13 protein-coding genes are annotated in these 13,205 nt (G+C 62.6%); 8 read left to right on the top strand and 5 right to left on the bottom strand.

Features of this window, described 5'->3' with window-relative positions:
- Nucleotides 1-31 precede the first annotated feature (31 nt).
- Complete coding sequence (locus G5V57_RS07350; protein ID WP_165166893.1) at nt 32-658, bottom strand: TIGR02466 family protein; 627 nt, start codon at nt 656-658, stop codon at nt 32-34.
- A gap of 225 nt (nt 659-883) precedes the next feature.
- Between G5V57_RS07350 and G5V57_RS07345 the strand changes: the two genes are divergently transcribed.
- The 6 genes from G5V57_RS07345 (at nt 884) to G5V57_RS07320 (ending at nt 6,401) form a co-directional block, all read left to right on the top strand.
- Nucleotides 884-1,696, top strand: a complete 813-nt coding sequence (locus G5V57_RS07345) for a lytic transglycosylase domain-containing protein (protein WP_165166892.1) — start codon at nt 884-886, stop codon at nt 1,694-1,696.
- Entirely contained in the window at nt 1,686-1,922 is a 237-nt protein-coding gene (locus tag G5V57_RS07340; RefSeq protein ID WP_165166891.1) for a DUF3329 domain-containing protein, read from the top strand. Before G5V57_RS07345 ends, G5V57_RS07340 begins: the two co-directional genes overlap by 11 nt.
- A gap of 21 nt (nt 1,923-1,943) precedes the next feature.
- On the top strand, nt 1,944-3,188 hold the full coding sequence (locus G5V57_RS07335) for a M20 family metallo-hydrolase (protein WP_165166890.1): 1,245 nt from the start codon (nt 1,944-1,946) through the stop codon (nt 3,186-3,188).
- Nucleotides 3,189-3,212: 24 nt separating this feature from the next.
- Complete coding sequence (locus G5V57_RS07330; RefSeq protein ID WP_165166889.1) at nt 3,213-4,814, top strand: M20/M25/M40 family metallo-hydrolase; 1,602 nt, start codon at nt 3,213-3,215, stop codon at nt 4,812-4,814.
- 16 nt (nt 4,815-4,830) lie between these two features.
- Nucleotides 4,831-5,181, top strand: coding sequence for a RidA family protein (locus G5V57_RS07325; RefSeq protein ID WP_165166888.1), 351 nt, complete (start codon nt 4,831-4,833; stop codon nt 5,179-5,181).
- 128 nt (nt 5,182-5,309) lie between these two features.
- Nucleotides 5,310-6,401 (top strand): lysine-2,3-aminomutase-like protein, encoded by a 1,092-nt coding sequence (locus G5V57_RS07320; RefSeq protein ID WP_165166887.1) that lies wholly within the window; start codon nt 5,310-5,312, stop codon nt 6,399-6,401.
- Here the strand turns inward: G5V57_RS07320 and G5V57_RS07315 are convergent.
- Nucleotides 6,379-7,752, bottom strand: coding sequence for an FAD-binding oxidoreductase (locus G5V57_RS07315; protein ID WP_165166886.1), 1,374 nt, complete (start codon nt 7,750-7,752; stop codon nt 6,379-6,381). The genes G5V57_RS07320 and G5V57_RS07315 overlap by 23 nt on opposite strands.
- 127 nt (nt 7,753-7,879) lie before the next feature.
- On the opposite strand from G5V57_RS07315, the gene G5V57_RS07310 reads away from it, so the two are divergent.
- Both G5V57_RS07310 and G5V57_RS07305 read left to right on the top strand, forming a co-directional pair.
- Nucleotides 7,880-9,130, top strand: a complete 1,251-nt coding sequence (locus G5V57_RS07310; RefSeq protein ID WP_165166885.1) for a D-amino acid dehydrogenase — start codon at nt 7,880-7,882, stop codon at nt 9,128-9,130.
- A 177-nt stretch (nt 9,131-9,307) separates the two neighbouring features.
- Nucleotides 9,308-9,664, top strand: a complete 357-nt coding sequence (locus G5V57_RS07305; protein ID WP_165166884.1) for a septal ring lytic transglycosylase RlpA family protein — start codon at nt 9,308-9,310, stop codon at nt 9,662-9,664.
- A 35-nt stretch (nt 9,665-9,699) separates the two neighbouring features.
- Here G5V57_RS07305 and G5V57_RS07300 read toward each other — a convergent pair whose 3' ends face one another.
- From G5V57_RS07300 to G5V57_RS07290, 3 genes are all read right to left on the bottom strand, one after another.
- Nucleotides 9,700-10,908 (bottom strand): serine hydrolase, encoded by a 1,209-nt coding sequence (locus G5V57_RS07300; RefSeq protein ID WP_165166883.1) that lies wholly within the window; start codon nt 10,906-10,908, stop codon nt 9,700-9,702.
- Nucleotides 10,909-11,026: 118 nt separating this feature from the next.
- On the bottom strand, nt 11,027-12,064 hold the full coding sequence (locus G5V57_RS07295) for an extracellular solute-binding protein (protein WP_371744750.1): 1,038 nt from the start codon (nt 12,062-12,064) through the stop codon (nt 11,027-11,029).
- Between the two features lie 69 nt (nt 12,065-12,133).
- The gene (locus G5V57_RS07290; protein ID WP_165166882.1) at nt 12,134-13,162 is read right to left on the bottom strand and encodes an extracellular solute-binding protein; all 1,029 of its coding nucleotides are present in this window, start codon (nt 13,160-13,162) and stop codon (nt 12,134-12,136) included.
- Between the last annotated feature and the right edge of the window lie 43 nt (nt 13,163-13,205).

Genomic DNA, 13,205 nt, shown 5'->3' with positions numbered 1-13,205 from the left:
GCTTACACGATTTCCACCCGCCGCAAACGGGTCAGCCGATCACCAGATTGAAGCTCACGCTGATGCGCTCGCCGGCCGCGCGGTTGAGCGGCACCTCGTGGCGCAACCAGCTTTCCCAAAGAAGCAAGGCGCCCGGCGTCGGCTCCTGCGAAACATAAGTCTTGAAGGTGCGGGGCGCGGAAGCTTTGCGCGGCGGGGCCGCCATCATCAGCGCATGGCGCGGATCCTCGAAGACGATGGGTCCCGCGCCCGGCGGCGATTTTACGTAATATGTGCCGCTCAAGACAGCATTGGTGTGAATGTGGGAACTATGCGAGCCGCCCTCGGGCAGCACATTCACCCACATCGTGTCGCAGAGCGGCTTGCCGCCGCGCAAATCCCAATGCAGCTCCTTGGCAAAACGGGCGGCATGCTGCTCGATGAGGCGCTTCAGCCGCGCAAAGGGCTGGCTGCGGTCGGGGAGATCGGCAAGCGAGCCATAGGATGTGTAGCCCGGATAGCCGTGCCTGGCGCACCAGCGCCTGCCCGCCTCGTCATGCTCGGCGAGCCCCAATGCCGCCTCTTCCAGCGCGTGGTTGAGAAGGCCGGCACGGCTGAGGCCGGCGCGATAGACGAGGGTGGGAAACAGCGCCTCGATATGGGACTGCGTCTTCTGCATGGTGGTATTCGGCCTCCTGATGCCATCTCATCCAAGCGGTGACAAGTGCGACTTCTGATGGCAATGTCCAGCCACTAGAACGCTTCCCGCCAAAGTTGCTCGACTTTGGCGATAGGGAGGCGCTCCAGATTGGATATTGTTCGAGCCTTTTTCCCACTTTGATCGAAACGCATCGTTTCGATCAAAGTGGGAAGGCTCTAATGACGGAAAGAGGCGGAGAACGGCATGAGGCAGAGCAAATGGATGGGCGTGGTCGCGGGGCTGGCGGTCATGGTCCTGGCGGTGAACGCGGCGAAAGCCGCCAAATGCGGCAATACCGGCGCCAATTTCGAGAGCTGGAAGCAGAGCTTCGCCGCCGAGGCGAAGCAGAACGGCATCAAGCCCCGGGCAATCGCCGCCCTCATGGACACGACCTATTCGACCGCCACCATCCGCGCCGATCGCGGCCAGAAGAGCTTCAAGCTGTCACTCTCGGCCTTTATGGCGAAGCGCGGCGCACCGGCCATCGTCGCGCGCGGCCGGGCGCTCAAGAACTCCAATGCGGCGCTGTTCGCGGCGATCGAGAAGCGCTACGGCGTGCCGCCCGGCCCGCTTCTCGCCATCTGGGGCATGGAGACCGGCTTCGGCAACATCACCGGCAACCAGCATACGCTCTCGGCGGTGGCGACGCTTGCCTATGACTGCCGCCGTCCCGAATATTTCACCGAGCAGCTCTATGCGGCACTCGCCCTCATCGACCGCGGCACATTATCGGCCTCGGCGCGCGGCGCCATGCATGGCGAGGTCGGGCACACGCAGTTCCTGCCCAAGAATGTGCGGCTCTACGGTGTCGATGGTGACGGCGACGGCCGCGTCAATCTCAATTCCAAGGCCGACGCGTTGGCCTCGACCGCCAATTTCCTCAAAGGCCATGGCTGGGTGAGGGGGGCCGGCTATCAGCCGGGGCAGACCAATTTTGCCGCAATCCAGGGATGGAATGCCGCCTCGGTCTACCAGCAGGCGATCGCCATCATGGGCAAGCAGATCGATGGACGATAAGTCGCAGGACGGGCAGCCCAAGGCGAGGACCTACGAACAGGCCTCGCCGTTCTACCGGCCCTTGTGGCGGCGCATCGCCATTACCGCTGTCGTGGCATTCTGGCTCGCCGTCGAGACCTATTACAATAACGGGCTGTGGATCGCGATCGCCTGCGCCATGCTCGGCTATGCGATCTGGACTTTCTTCCTGAGTTGGCCGAAGACGCCCGACGAAGACTCAAAATAACCCGTGCGAAGAGGCCGTTTCATGACCAGCAAAAGCAACCTCACCATCAATCCGCAGCGCCTGTGGGACGCGCTCATGGAGACTGCGAAATATGGTGGCACGCCGAAGGGCGGCATCAAGCGGCTCACCGTCTCGGACGAGGACAAGAAGGTACGCGACTGGTTCAAGGCGCAATGCGAAGCCTTGGGGTGCAAGGTCTCGATCGACTCGGTCGGCAACATGTTCGCCGTGAGGCCGGGCAAGAACAACACGCTCGCCCCCATCGCCATGGGCTCGCATCTCGACACCCAGCCGACGGGGGGCAAGTTCGACGGCGTGCTGGGCGTCCTGGGCGCCCTTGAGACGATGCGTAGCATGGTCGATCTCGGGTATGAGACCAATGCGCCCTTGATGATCGTCAACTGGACGAATGAGGAAGGCGCCCGCTTCGCGCCCGCCATGCTGTGCTCGGGCGTCTATGCCGGCGTCTTCACCGAGGACTTCGCCTATTCCAGAGCCGACCGTGACGGCATCACGCTCGGCGACGAACTGGCGCGTATCGGCTACAAGGGTACAGAACCCGTCGGCTCGCACAAGTTCCAGGCGATGTTCGAGCTCCATATCGAGCAGGGTCCGATCCTCGAGGCCGAGCAGAAGATGATCGGCGTCGTCACCGGCGTCCAGGGCATGCGCTGGTACGAGGTGACCGTGAAGGGCCAGTCGGCGCATACCGGCGCCACGCCGATGCTGTTGCGCAAGAATGCCCTGGTGGGCGCCGCGCGTATGATCGAGGCAATCAACCAGATCGGCCTCGACCATCTGCCGGGCGTCGCCAGCGTCGGCCTCATCGAGAGCCAGCCGAACAGCCGCAATGTCGTGCCGGGTGAGGTTTTCTTCACCGTCGATCTGCGCCATCCCGACGAAAGCGTGCTCGACAAGATGGAAAAAATCTACCAGGAGGCGATCCCGCGCATCGCCAAGGAGCTCAAGCTCGAGGTCGAGGAGAAACGCATCTGGAAGTCGCCGGCGGTCAAATTCGCGGCCGATCTCATCGACTGCGTGCGCCACGGCGCCGAGCAGGCCGGCTTCGCCACCCGCGACATGGCCTCAGGCGCCGGCCACGATGCCGCGTACATCGCACGTGTCGCGCCGACCACGATGATCTTCGTACCCTGCCTCGGCGGGCTGTCGCACAATGAGGAAGAATCGACCACTTTCGAGGAATGCGGAGCGGGCGCGCAGGTTCTGCTCAATGCCGTGCTCGAATACGACCGGCGCTTCGCCTGAACCAGCGGCGATCGGGAGGAGCCCGTGACCTTCGATCTCGCGGCCCGGACCCGCGCGGCGGCCATCCAGATGACGCAATGGCGCAGCGTCACCGGATCGCCGGAGGAATGCGATTTCCCGCATCTCCTCCGGACGATGCTGGCGCAGAACCGCTATTTCCGTCTGAACCCCGAGCATCTGAGGGTGCAGCCGCTCGGTGACGGAACGCGCCGGTCGAACCTGCTGGCGCTGGTGAAGGGCGAGGGACGCAAGACGGTGGTGCTCGCCGGGCATTTCGACACCGTGCCCTTCGACGACTATGCCGAACTCGCTCCTTTCGCCTGCGATCCGGAAGCGCTGTTGCCGATGATCATCGACAAGCTCAAGCGCACCGGCGAGAATCCGCAAGCTCTCGCCGATCTCGAATCGGGCGAGTATCTGCCGGGGCGCGGGCTGCTTGACATGAAATCGGGGATCGCCGCCGGCATCGCCGTGCTCGAGGCCTTCGCGGCGGAGGAGCATCGGCAAGGCAATGTGCTGCTGCTGGCGACGCCCGACGAGGAGGACCGTTCGGCCGGCATGCGCAAGGCGGCCGCCCTTCTGCCCGAGATCGCGCGCGAAAGCGGTCTCGACATCAGCCTCGTCATCAATCTCGATTCGATCGCCGATGACGGCGACGGCTCCTTCGGGCGCTCGGTGACGACGGGATCGATCGGGAAGCTCTTGCTCACCGCACTGGTGATCGGGCGCGAAACGCATGCGTGCTATCCCTTTGCCGGGATAAACGCCAGTTATCTCGCCGCCGAGCTGCTCAGCGAGTTCGAATGCGCGCCCGAGCTTGCCGAGACGAGTGGCCATGAGATCGCCGCACCGCCCAGCGCCCTCTACGTCAAGGATGTGAAGAGCGGCTACAATGTCACGACGCCAGCGCGCATCTTTCTCTACTGGAACACGCTGCAGCATCGCCGGGGACCGGCGGAAGTCTTGAGCATCGCGACCGGCATGGCGCGCGAGGCCATGGAGCGGGCGGTGGCCCGGCTCGCGGCGCGGGCCCGGGCGGTCAGCCCGCCGCAACCCTTCGGTGAGGAAAGCGTGGCGGTGCTGAGCTTCGCCGAGCTGGTCGCCCAGGCGCGCCGATCCGATCCCGATTTTGAGACCTCGTTTGCGCTCCTCAATCGGGAATTGGCGGACCGGCAGGATCTTGATTTCCCGGCCCGGGCCAGGCTCATCACCGAGTTCGTGTGGGCCTCGACCAAGCTGCCCGGACCCGCCGTGATCCTCGGTTTCGGCTCGCTGCCTTATCCGGCGGTGACGCTGAAAGATGAGGCGCTGGGCGAGCGCCTGATGGCGGTGCTCGACCAAGCCGCGGCCGAAAAGGGCACGACTGTCTCCCGCCTCGGCTATTTCCCAGGCATTTCGGATATGAGCTTCCTCGGCGAGGCATCGGGCGACTTGTCTGCGGCTGAAGCCAATACGCCGGTCTGGGGCGCCAGTTTCGCGCTTGGCCCGTCGCCCGCCTATCCGGTGATCAATATCGGGCCCTGGGGGCGCGACTATCACCATTGGCTGGAACGGCTGCATATGCCCTATGCATTTGACGTCTTGCCTCTCCTGGTCCTTCGTGCCACCAAGGCCGCGCTCGAATAACAAGGAGGAGAGTGCAATGGCTTTGAAGCGTATCGGCGCCGGCAACCGCATGAGCGACGCGGTGATCCATGGGAACATGATCTATCTGTCCGGCTATGTCGCGGAGAAAACGGTCGGCAAGTCGGTCAAGGAACAGACCAAGGACATCCTGGACCAGATCGATGCCACGCTGAAGGGAGCCGGCACCGACAAGACGAAGATCGTCAAGGCCAATATCTGGCTGACCGACATCAAGACCTGGGCCGAGATGAACGAAGCCTGGGATGCCTGGGTAGTCCCCGGCCAGTCGCCGGCCCGCGCCACCGTCGAATCCAAGCTTGCCGGCCCCGGTCTCGATGTCGAGATCATGGTCGAGGCGGCGATCTGAACTGAACATAGCCGGCGCCCGGCAATGGGCGCCTGAGCTTGCGAAGGGGAAGCGCGCGAGCCATCCCGTCAGAGGTGACGGGAGGTTCGCGCGCTTCAATTTTTTCGAAGGAGGAGATCGGCAGAACCATGTCCGCAGAGAAGCCCGTGCGTATTCCGGCCAAGGCGCTGAACTCGCTCGACGCCCTTGTCGAACACGGTGTCGTCCCGCAAGGGACCGACGGCGAGTTGCGGCCCGTGGAGGAGAATTTTTCGATCCGGCTGACCCCGGAGACATTCCGGCAGATGCGGGCGCTCGATGTTTCGGATCCGGTCTATGCGCAATATGTGCCGTCCACGGATGAACTGTATGTCCGCAACGAGGAGATGGCGGACCCGATCGGTGATGAGACCTTTCAGAAGGTCAAAGGCATCACTCATCGCTATCCCGACAGGCTACTGCTCAAGCCCACGCATACCTGCCAGGTCTATTGCCGCTTCTGCTTCCGGCGGGAGAAGGTCGGCCAGGCCGATGAAGCCCTGAGCCATGAAGAACTCGAGGCCGCTCTAGACTATATTGCGCGGACGCCGGACATCTGGGAGGTCATCCTCTCCGGCGGCGACCCCCTCATTCTGTCGGACCGCCGGCTTGGCGCCATCCTGCGACGAATTTCGGAGTTGCAGCATGTGGATGTCATCCGCTTCCACACCAGAGTCCCGATCGTCGATCCCGGCCGCATCACGGACGATCTCGTCGCGGCGCTCAAGACCAGGGCCGCGGTCTATGTCGTCGTTCATGTCAATCATCCTAACGAGTTGACGGATGCCGTCAGGACAGCACTCGCCCGGCTGGCCGATGCCGGCATACCCCTCTTGTCGCAAACCGTTCTCCTCAAGGGCGTGAACAACAATGTCGACGTCCTGGCCAGGCTCATGCGCGATCTGGTGCGGGCGCGGGTGAAGCCCTACTACCTTCACCATCTCGACAAAGCGAAGGGCACGGGGCATTTCCGCTGTTCCATCGCTGACGGACAGAAGCTCGTGCAGGCGCTGCGCGGCCGCCTGTCGGGGCTGTGCCAGCCGACCTATGTGCTCGACATTCCGGGCGGGCATGGAAAAGTGCCGATTGGACCGTCCTATATTATCCAGGAGAACGATGGAAGCTACGTGCTCCGGGATTATCTGGGCGGAAGCCACAGCTATGAGGGTGGCGCTGACCCTACCGTCCGTCCTGATAGTTGAACCACAGATAGGCGCCCTTGAGGTAAAGCGGCCGCAGTCCGGCAAGGGGGAAGCGGGCGAGGCGCCTGGTCAGGACCGATGGGAGATTAGCGCGTTTCGGGTCCCCGGCGATGAGATCGGCGAGGGCCATGCCGGAATAGGTCGCCATGGCGACGCCATTGCCGTGATAGGCGATCGCGGTCCACACCGTCTTTTCCGTATCGAGCGGTCCGACATAAGGCACGAGGTCGTAAGCGAGGCAGACGAAGCCGCGCCAGAAATGGGTGATGTCCGCGGCACCGAAAACCGGGAACATCCGGCGCAAGGTCGCGGTCATATGGTGCTGCATCGGAGCGGCGCCCGCGTCCGAGGCGTCGGTGCCGCCGCGCCCGCCGAAGAGAAAGCGGCCATCGGGCAGAAGCCGGAAATAATGAAGCAGATTGCGCGTGTCGAAAGCCATCAGGCGCGAGGTCCAGCCCTGCTCGGCGCGTTCGGCCTCGCTCAAGGGGCGGGTGACGATGATATTGGAGAGCGCCGGCATCAGGCGGCCGGCATGGTGGGGTGAGACGTCTTCCGGCGTGTAGCCATTGGTAGCGACGATGACACGTCGGGCGGTGAGCGTGCCGCCCTGAGTCGTCAGGCGATGGCGGCCCCCGGCCTGTTCCCAGCGCCGCACGCGCGAGGAGCCGTGGATGGGAACGCCGGCTGAATGAACGGCGCGGGCCAGGCCCCGCGCATAGTTCAGGGGATGGATGCTGAAGCCGGTGGCATTGTGGATGCCGCCATGGAATGTCGGCGCCCACAGGCCTCGCGCCTTCAACTCCTCGACGGTGAAGATCGACAGCTTCTCGCCAAAGATGCGGGCCATGAAGTCGCGCTCTTCCTCCAGTTCGGCCCAGCGACTCGGCAAATGCGCCAGCGAGATCTCGCCGCCCTCATGGATCCAGGCGTCGATGCCGTGACTTGCGCAGAGCTCGCGCACCAGGTCGACGGCATCCTTCATGGCGCCATAGAAGCGGCGCGTCTCGTCGAGGCCGTAGGATTGGATCAGCGAGCCGTAGCTGCGCTTGTGACAGCCGATGCAGGCAAAGCCGCCATTGCGTCCCGAGGCGCCCCAGCCGGGCTCGCCCGCCTCAAGGACGCGCACATCGAGGCCGTATTCGCTGCTGAGCCTGAGGGCGGCGGCAAGGCCGGTATAGCCGGCGCCGATGATCGCCACGTCGCATTGGGCGTCACCCGCCAAAGGCGGCGTCGCTAGCCCCAGAGGGGCGGCGCTCGCTTCCCAGAAGCTGCGGACGGGATGGTCGAAATGGAAGGCATCGGCGTGGGTGGTGGAGGGCATGTGCGCTTCGATATTGTCGGACGGCCTCATCTCGCCTACCACTAGCCAATGATCCGGAAAAGTGGATGCCGGTTTTCCGATAAGATCATGGGCAAAAAAATGGGCCAAGGCGTGATAGCCGTCGCGACTTGGCCTGGGTCAGGAAAAGCGGGCGGTCATGAAAGCACTGGTTCTGGGGGCAGGCATTGTCGGGGTGACGACGGCCTATGAATTGAACCGCGACGGGCATGAGGTCACGGTCATCGACCGCGAGGCGCTGCCGGCGGCCTTCACCTCCTATGGCAATGCCGGGCTGTTCGCGCCGAGCCACGCCTATGCCTGGTCGTCGCCCGCGGCCCCCGGCATCCTGCTGCGGTCGCTCTGGCGCAATGACCAGGCTTTGCGCTTCCGGCCCACTCCCGATCCGCAATTCTGGCGCTGGATGTGGAAATTCTGGCAGCAATGCACGGCCGAGAAGGCGGCGCTCAATACCGCGCGCAAAGCGCGGCTCTGCGCCTATTCGCTCGATGTGTTCCACGAGACGCTGGCGCGCGCCAGGATCGCCTATGACGGGCGCAAGGACGGGCTTCTCTATCTCTATCGCAGCCAGAAGGGGCTCGACGGGGCGGCGGCGAAAGCCGAGATCCTGCGCCGGCAGGGCTGTGTCATCGAAGTGATCGGCCGCGACAAAATCGCGGCGAAGGACGCGGCGCTCGGCGAGGTCAAGGACAAGTTCGCCGGCGCCCTCTATGCGCCCTATGACGAGAGCGGAGACTGCCGCCTCTTCGCGCGCAACATGGCGACGTGGCTCGAGGGGCAGGGCGTGAAATTCAAATTCGGGACAACGGTCAAAGGTTTCGACAAAGATGGTGACCGGATCAACGCTGTTGTCACCGACAAAGGCCGCGAGACGGCCGACATCGTCGTGCTGTCGCTCGGCGTCTATTCCCCGCAATTGGCGCGCGAGCTCGGCGCCGACCTGCCGATCTATCCGGTGAAGGGCTATTCGATCACAGCGCCCGTAGCGGGTCGGAACAATCCGCCGGCCATCGGCGGCATCGACGAGGAAAATCTCGTCGCCTATGCGCCCTATGGCGATCGCGTGCGCGCCACCGCGACCGCGGAGTTCTCATGCTACAACCGCAGTCACCGGCCGGAGGATTTCCGCACCATGCTTGCGGTGATGCGCGAGCTCTTTCCCAATGGCGCCGATTGGCAGCAGGCGGAGCATTGGGCGGGACTGCGGCCGATGACGCCGGAGGGAACGCCGATCCTGGGGCGCGGCCGCTACAAGAATCTGTGGTTCAACACCGGCCAGGGCCATATGGGCTGGACGATGAGCCATGGCGCGGCGCGCATCACGGCGGATCTTGTTGCAGGCAAGACACCGAATATTCCCCTGGATGGGATGGCTGACCTAGCGTCATAGCGGTCACATTCTCGCCTTATACGCCCCCTACGCCACATTCTACGGGATGTGAGGGAACACTATTCACGGCATTCCGCTCTTCACTCGCGGGGAACCGTCAGGGGACCTGTTTTCAAGTTGAATCAGTCCAGAGACATTTCTGGTCTTTGGGTTCCGTATAAAATCGAGGGGAATGTGATGAAGCGATTTCTCGCTGCGCTGATCTTTTGCGCTTTTGCAACGCCTGTCCTCATTTCATCCGCAGATATCGCCCAGGCACAAGTGGGCATGGCTTCCTACTACAAAACAGGCCGCAAGACCGCGAATGGCGAGAAATTCAATCCAAACGGCTTCACCGCGGCGCACCGCTCGCTGAAATTCGGCACCAAGGTGCGCGTCACCAATCTGCGCAACGGCCGCTCGGTCATTGTGCGCATCAATGACCGCGGCCCGTTCGTTCGTGGGCGCATCATCGATCTCGCCTATGGCGCGGCCATGGCCGTGGGCCTGCACGATACCGGCGTCGCCAAGGTGCAGGTCGCCGTTCTGCAGTGATCTGAATGAGTTGATCCCGCGGCGTTCAATTCTTCTCAAACGAGCTCATTGGCCAGCGCGTGGATCATGCGCAAGGTGTTGACGCCGAGCTCGATATTGAGGAAGTCAGGCCAGCTCGACAATTTGACGACAACGAGATCGCGGGCCGGGTCGATATAGATGAGCTGCCCGAAGACGCCCCGGCACATGATCGCCGGGCGCGACACATCCTCGATCCAGAACTGGTTGCGATAGGCGCCGTTGGGCGTGGTGAGCGTATAAGGCTCGCCGAACAAGCGCGCATCGCCGATCCGGGTCTCCAGCACCCAGCCGGCCGGCACGATCTGCCTGCCGTTGAAATATCCGTCCTGCAGATAGAGCGCGCCGAAGCGGGCATAGTCGCGCAAGGTGGCATTGAGCCCGCCATCGGCGAGCGCATAGCCGGCCCTGTCGAGCGTGAAGCAGGCGCTCTCATCCGCCCCCATCGGCTGCCACAAGAGCTCGGAGACGAGTTGCGGCAGACGTTTGCCGCTGGCGCGCTCCATGCAGAAGGCGAGCACGTCGGTTTCAATCGAACGGTAGACAAAAAGCTCGCCATGCGGGCGCTCGAGCGCCGTGAGGGAGAGGATGAGCTCCCACATATGCTCGGGAAAGCCGTCAGCTCCGGCAGGGGCGGGCTTCCAGCCCGAGGCCACATCGCTGCGGCCTATGTCGGAATGCGGATCGGTGTAATCCTCCGAGAAGCGCACGCCCGACGTCATGTCGAGGACGTGCCGGAGCCTGGCGCCGCGATAGGCCGTCCCTTCGAGCTCGGGCAGATAATAAGTGATGAGCGCATCCGGATCGAGAAGGCCTTGCGCCACCAGGCAGCCGGCGGCGGCGGCCGTCACCGATTTCGCCATGGACTGGGAAAGATGCAGGCTGCGCTCGCCCATGCCGTTGAAATAGCGCTCGGTGAGGATGCGGCCCTTGTGCAGGACCAGGAAGCCGTCGGTGTAGCTCTCATCGAGAAACGACTCGACTGTGCGACCGACGCCGTCGGCGCCGGAGAATTCGATGCCGCTCAGATCGTGCGGCACTTGCGGCAGGCTCGATGGCGGGCCGTTGCCGCGCCAGACTTCCGCCGTCGGCAGCAATTCGCGCACATGCTGGAACGACCAGCGGTTCCAGGGCGGGCGGTCCCAGTCGGCAAAAGGCACGCGCAATTTGGGCGGGCTTTCGCGCATGATCGGCGGGCGCGGCTCTGAATTCTTATAGGATGTCATGATTTGAGAAAGGACTCCCGGCCGATTTCCGCCGGGAGACGTTACACACTATTTCGTCAGTTCCGTCCAGACGTCGGGTGCCTCTCCCGGCCCGTGGACGGGAGAGGCGAAGGGCGGACTACTTGAGCAGCTCGGTCCAGATCTTCGAATAGAGTGCCGTCACTTCCGGCTCGCAGAGCTTGAAGAAGTGGCCCTTGTCCACGAATTCGGCCGGAATCTCGACTTCCGGCGCGCCCTTCATCTCTTCCGGCAGGAACTGCTCCGATCCCTTGATGCCGTTCGCATATTTGGCGAAGGCGGAGATCAGCGCGGCATTCTGTGGATCCATGATGAAGTTCTGGAACAGCTTGGCGTTCTCGACATTCTTGGCGTCCTTCAGCACGGCGACGCTGTCCATGAACAGAGGATAGCCTTCCTTCGGATAGCCGAAGCGGACATCCTTGTTCTTCATTCTGGAACGCAAGGCGGCGCCGTTCCAGTAATAGGCGGCACCAAAATCGCGGCTGGCGAATTTGTCGATCACGCCATAGTCCATGGATATCCAGCTCTTCTTGGCCTCGATCAGCGTGTCGCGCGCCTTCTTGAGGAGCCCCTTGTCAGCGGTGCACCATTCGCCACCCAGATACCAGATGACCGCCGCCATGACGTCGTTCATCTCAGGGGCCACATTGATCTTGCCCTTGAGCTCGTCCGGCGGGTTGAAGATGATGCCGGACGTGTTGATGTCGCCCTTATAGAGGGAGGTGTCGACGATGACGCCGGTCGAGCCCCACTGCCACGGCACAGTATAGTGGCGGCCCTTGTCCCATTCGACATTCACCCAGCGATCGTCGACATTCTTGAAATTCTCCATCTGGTCGGGTCGCGTCTCGAGGAGGAGCCCCTCCTTGACCCACACAGGCACGAAATTCGCCGACGGCACGACGATGTCGAAGCCGTGGCCGCCGGCGCGGACCTTGGCGAGCGCCGTGTCGTTCGAATCATAATCGGTCACGGTGACCTTGACCTTGTAGGTCTCCTCGAACTTCTTGATGAGATCGGGATTGGTGTAGTTGCCCCAATTGTAGATATTGAGCTCGCCCTCGGCCAAGGCGGGACTCGCGGCAAAGGCGGTCATGGCGAGGCCAAGTCCCGCCCATTTCAGTTTCATCGTCATTCAAGCTTCTCCCTAACGTCGTTATAATTTAGGCCCCGGTTTTGACGCCGGGGCCCGTTCAGTCTGCGCTTATTTGGTGATGTCCGTCCAGATGCGGGTGTAGAGCGCCTGCACTTCCGCGGAGCAGACGGGGTCGAATTTCCCGGGCCCCTGCAAGTCCGCCGGAATCACCACTTCCGGCGCCGTCTTCATGTCTTCGGGCATGAACGCTTCCGAGCCCTTGATGCCGTTGGCATAACGCGTGAAGCTCGAGATGAGCCCGGCGTTCTCCGGAGCCATGATGAAGTTCAGAAACAGCTTGGCGTTATCGACGTTCTTGGCGTCCTTGATGATGGCCGCGCTGTCCATCCAGAGGGAATAGCCTTCCTTCGGATAGCCATAGACGAGCTTGTCGTTCTGCAGGCGGGCGCGGAAGGCGGCGCCGCTGTAATTGACGCCGGCGGCGAAGTCCTCCTTCACGTATTTTTCGACGTTGCTGTAGTCCATGGACAACCAGTTGGGCTTGGCGGCGACGAGCGTCGCATGCGCCTTCTTGAGGATCTCCTTGTCGTCCGTGCAGAGCTCGCCGCCATTGTATTTGATCGCGGCGCCCAGCGTATCGAGCATCTCGGGCAGCACGTTGATCTTGCCCTTCAGCTCCTCGGGCGGGTCGAAGATGATCTTCCAGGTATTGGGGTCGCCACTATAGACCTTGGTGTTTACGATGACGCCGGTAGAGCCCCAGGCCCAGGGCACCGTGTAGTGGCGGCCCTTGTCCCATTCGACATTCACCCAGCGATCGTCGACATTCTTGAAGTTCTCCATCTGGTCGGGGCGCGATTCGAGCAGGACGCCTTCGTGGATGAAGATCGGGACATGCGAATTGGAGGGCACGACGATGTCGAAGCCATGGCCGCCGGCCTTGAGCTTGGCGAGAGCGGTGTCGTTCGAGTCGAAATCGGTAACCGTCACCTTGACCTTGTAGGTGTCTTCGAACTTCTTGATCAGCTCGGGGCTTGTATAGTTGCCCCAGTTATAGATGTTGAGTTGGCCTTCGGCAAATGCCGGGCCCGCCGTCAACAGGATGGTCAAGCCTGTTATGACTGCTCCATGCTTCATGATTTTCCTTTCCTTGAATACATCGTATTTCAAGGCGTCACGT

The organism is Nordella sp. HKS 07, assembly GCF_011046735.1.
In the GTDB taxonomy this organism is placed as follows: domain Bacteria; phylum Pseudomonadota; class Alphaproteobacteria; order Rhizobiales; family Aestuariivirgaceae; genus Taklimakanibacter.
The sequence above is the reverse complement of the archived record's forward strand: the minus strand, read 5'-3'. Positions and strand labels throughout refer to the sequence as shown.

What these genes read in the sequence shown, in the direction of transcription:
- G5V57_RS07350 (WP_165166893.1), bottom strand. Translation starts at nt 658, where the DNA reads ATGCAGAAGACGCAGTCCCATATCGAGGCGCTGTTTCCCACCCTCGTC.
- G5V57_RS07345 (WP_165166892.1), top strand. Translation starts at nt 884, where the DNA reads ATGAGGCAGAGCAAATGGATGGGCGTGGTCGCGGGGCTGGCGGTCATG.
- G5V57_RS07340 (WP_165166891.1), top strand. Translation starts at nt 1,686, where the DNA reads ATGGACGATAAGTCGCAGGACGGGCAGCCCAAGGCGAGGACCTACGAA.
- G5V57_RS07335 (WP_165166890.1), top strand. Translation starts at nt 1,944, where the DNA reads ATGACCAGCAAAAGCAACCTCACCATCAATCCGCAGCGCCTGTGGGAC.
- G5V57_RS07325 (WP_165166888.1), top strand. Translation starts at nt 4,831, where the DNA reads ATGGCTTTGAAGCGTATCGGCGCCGGCAACCGCATGAGCGACGCGGTG.
- G5V57_RS07320 (WP_165166887.1), top strand. Translation starts at nt 5,310, where the DNA reads ATGTCCGCAGAGAAGCCCGTGCGTATTCCGGCCAAGGCGCTGAACTCG.
- G5V57_RS07315 (WP_165166886.1), bottom strand. Translation starts at nt 7,752, where the DNA reads ATGAGGCCGTCCGACAATATCGAAGCGCACATGCCCTCCACCACCCAC.
- G5V57_RS07310 (WP_165166885.1), top strand. Translation starts at nt 7,880, where the DNA reads ATGAAAGCACTGGTTCTGGGGGCAGGCATTGTCGGGGTGACGACGGCC.
- G5V57_RS07305 (WP_165166884.1), top strand. Translation starts at nt 9,308, where the DNA reads ATGAAGCGATTTCTCGCTGCGCTGATCTTTTGCGCTTTTGCAACGCCT.
- G5V57_RS07300 (WP_165166883.1), bottom strand. Translation starts at nt 10,908, where the DNA reads ATGACATCCTATAAGAATTCAGAGCCGCGCCCGCCGATCATGCGCGAA.
- G5V57_RS07295 (WP_371744750.1), bottom strand. Translation starts at nt 12,064, where the DNA reads ATGACGATGAAACTGAAATGGGCGGGACTTGGCCTCGCCATGACCGCC.
- G5V57_RS07290 (WP_165166882.1), bottom strand. Translation starts at nt 13,162, where the DNA reads ATGAAGCATGGAGCAGTCATAACAGGCTTGACCATCCTGTTGACGGCG.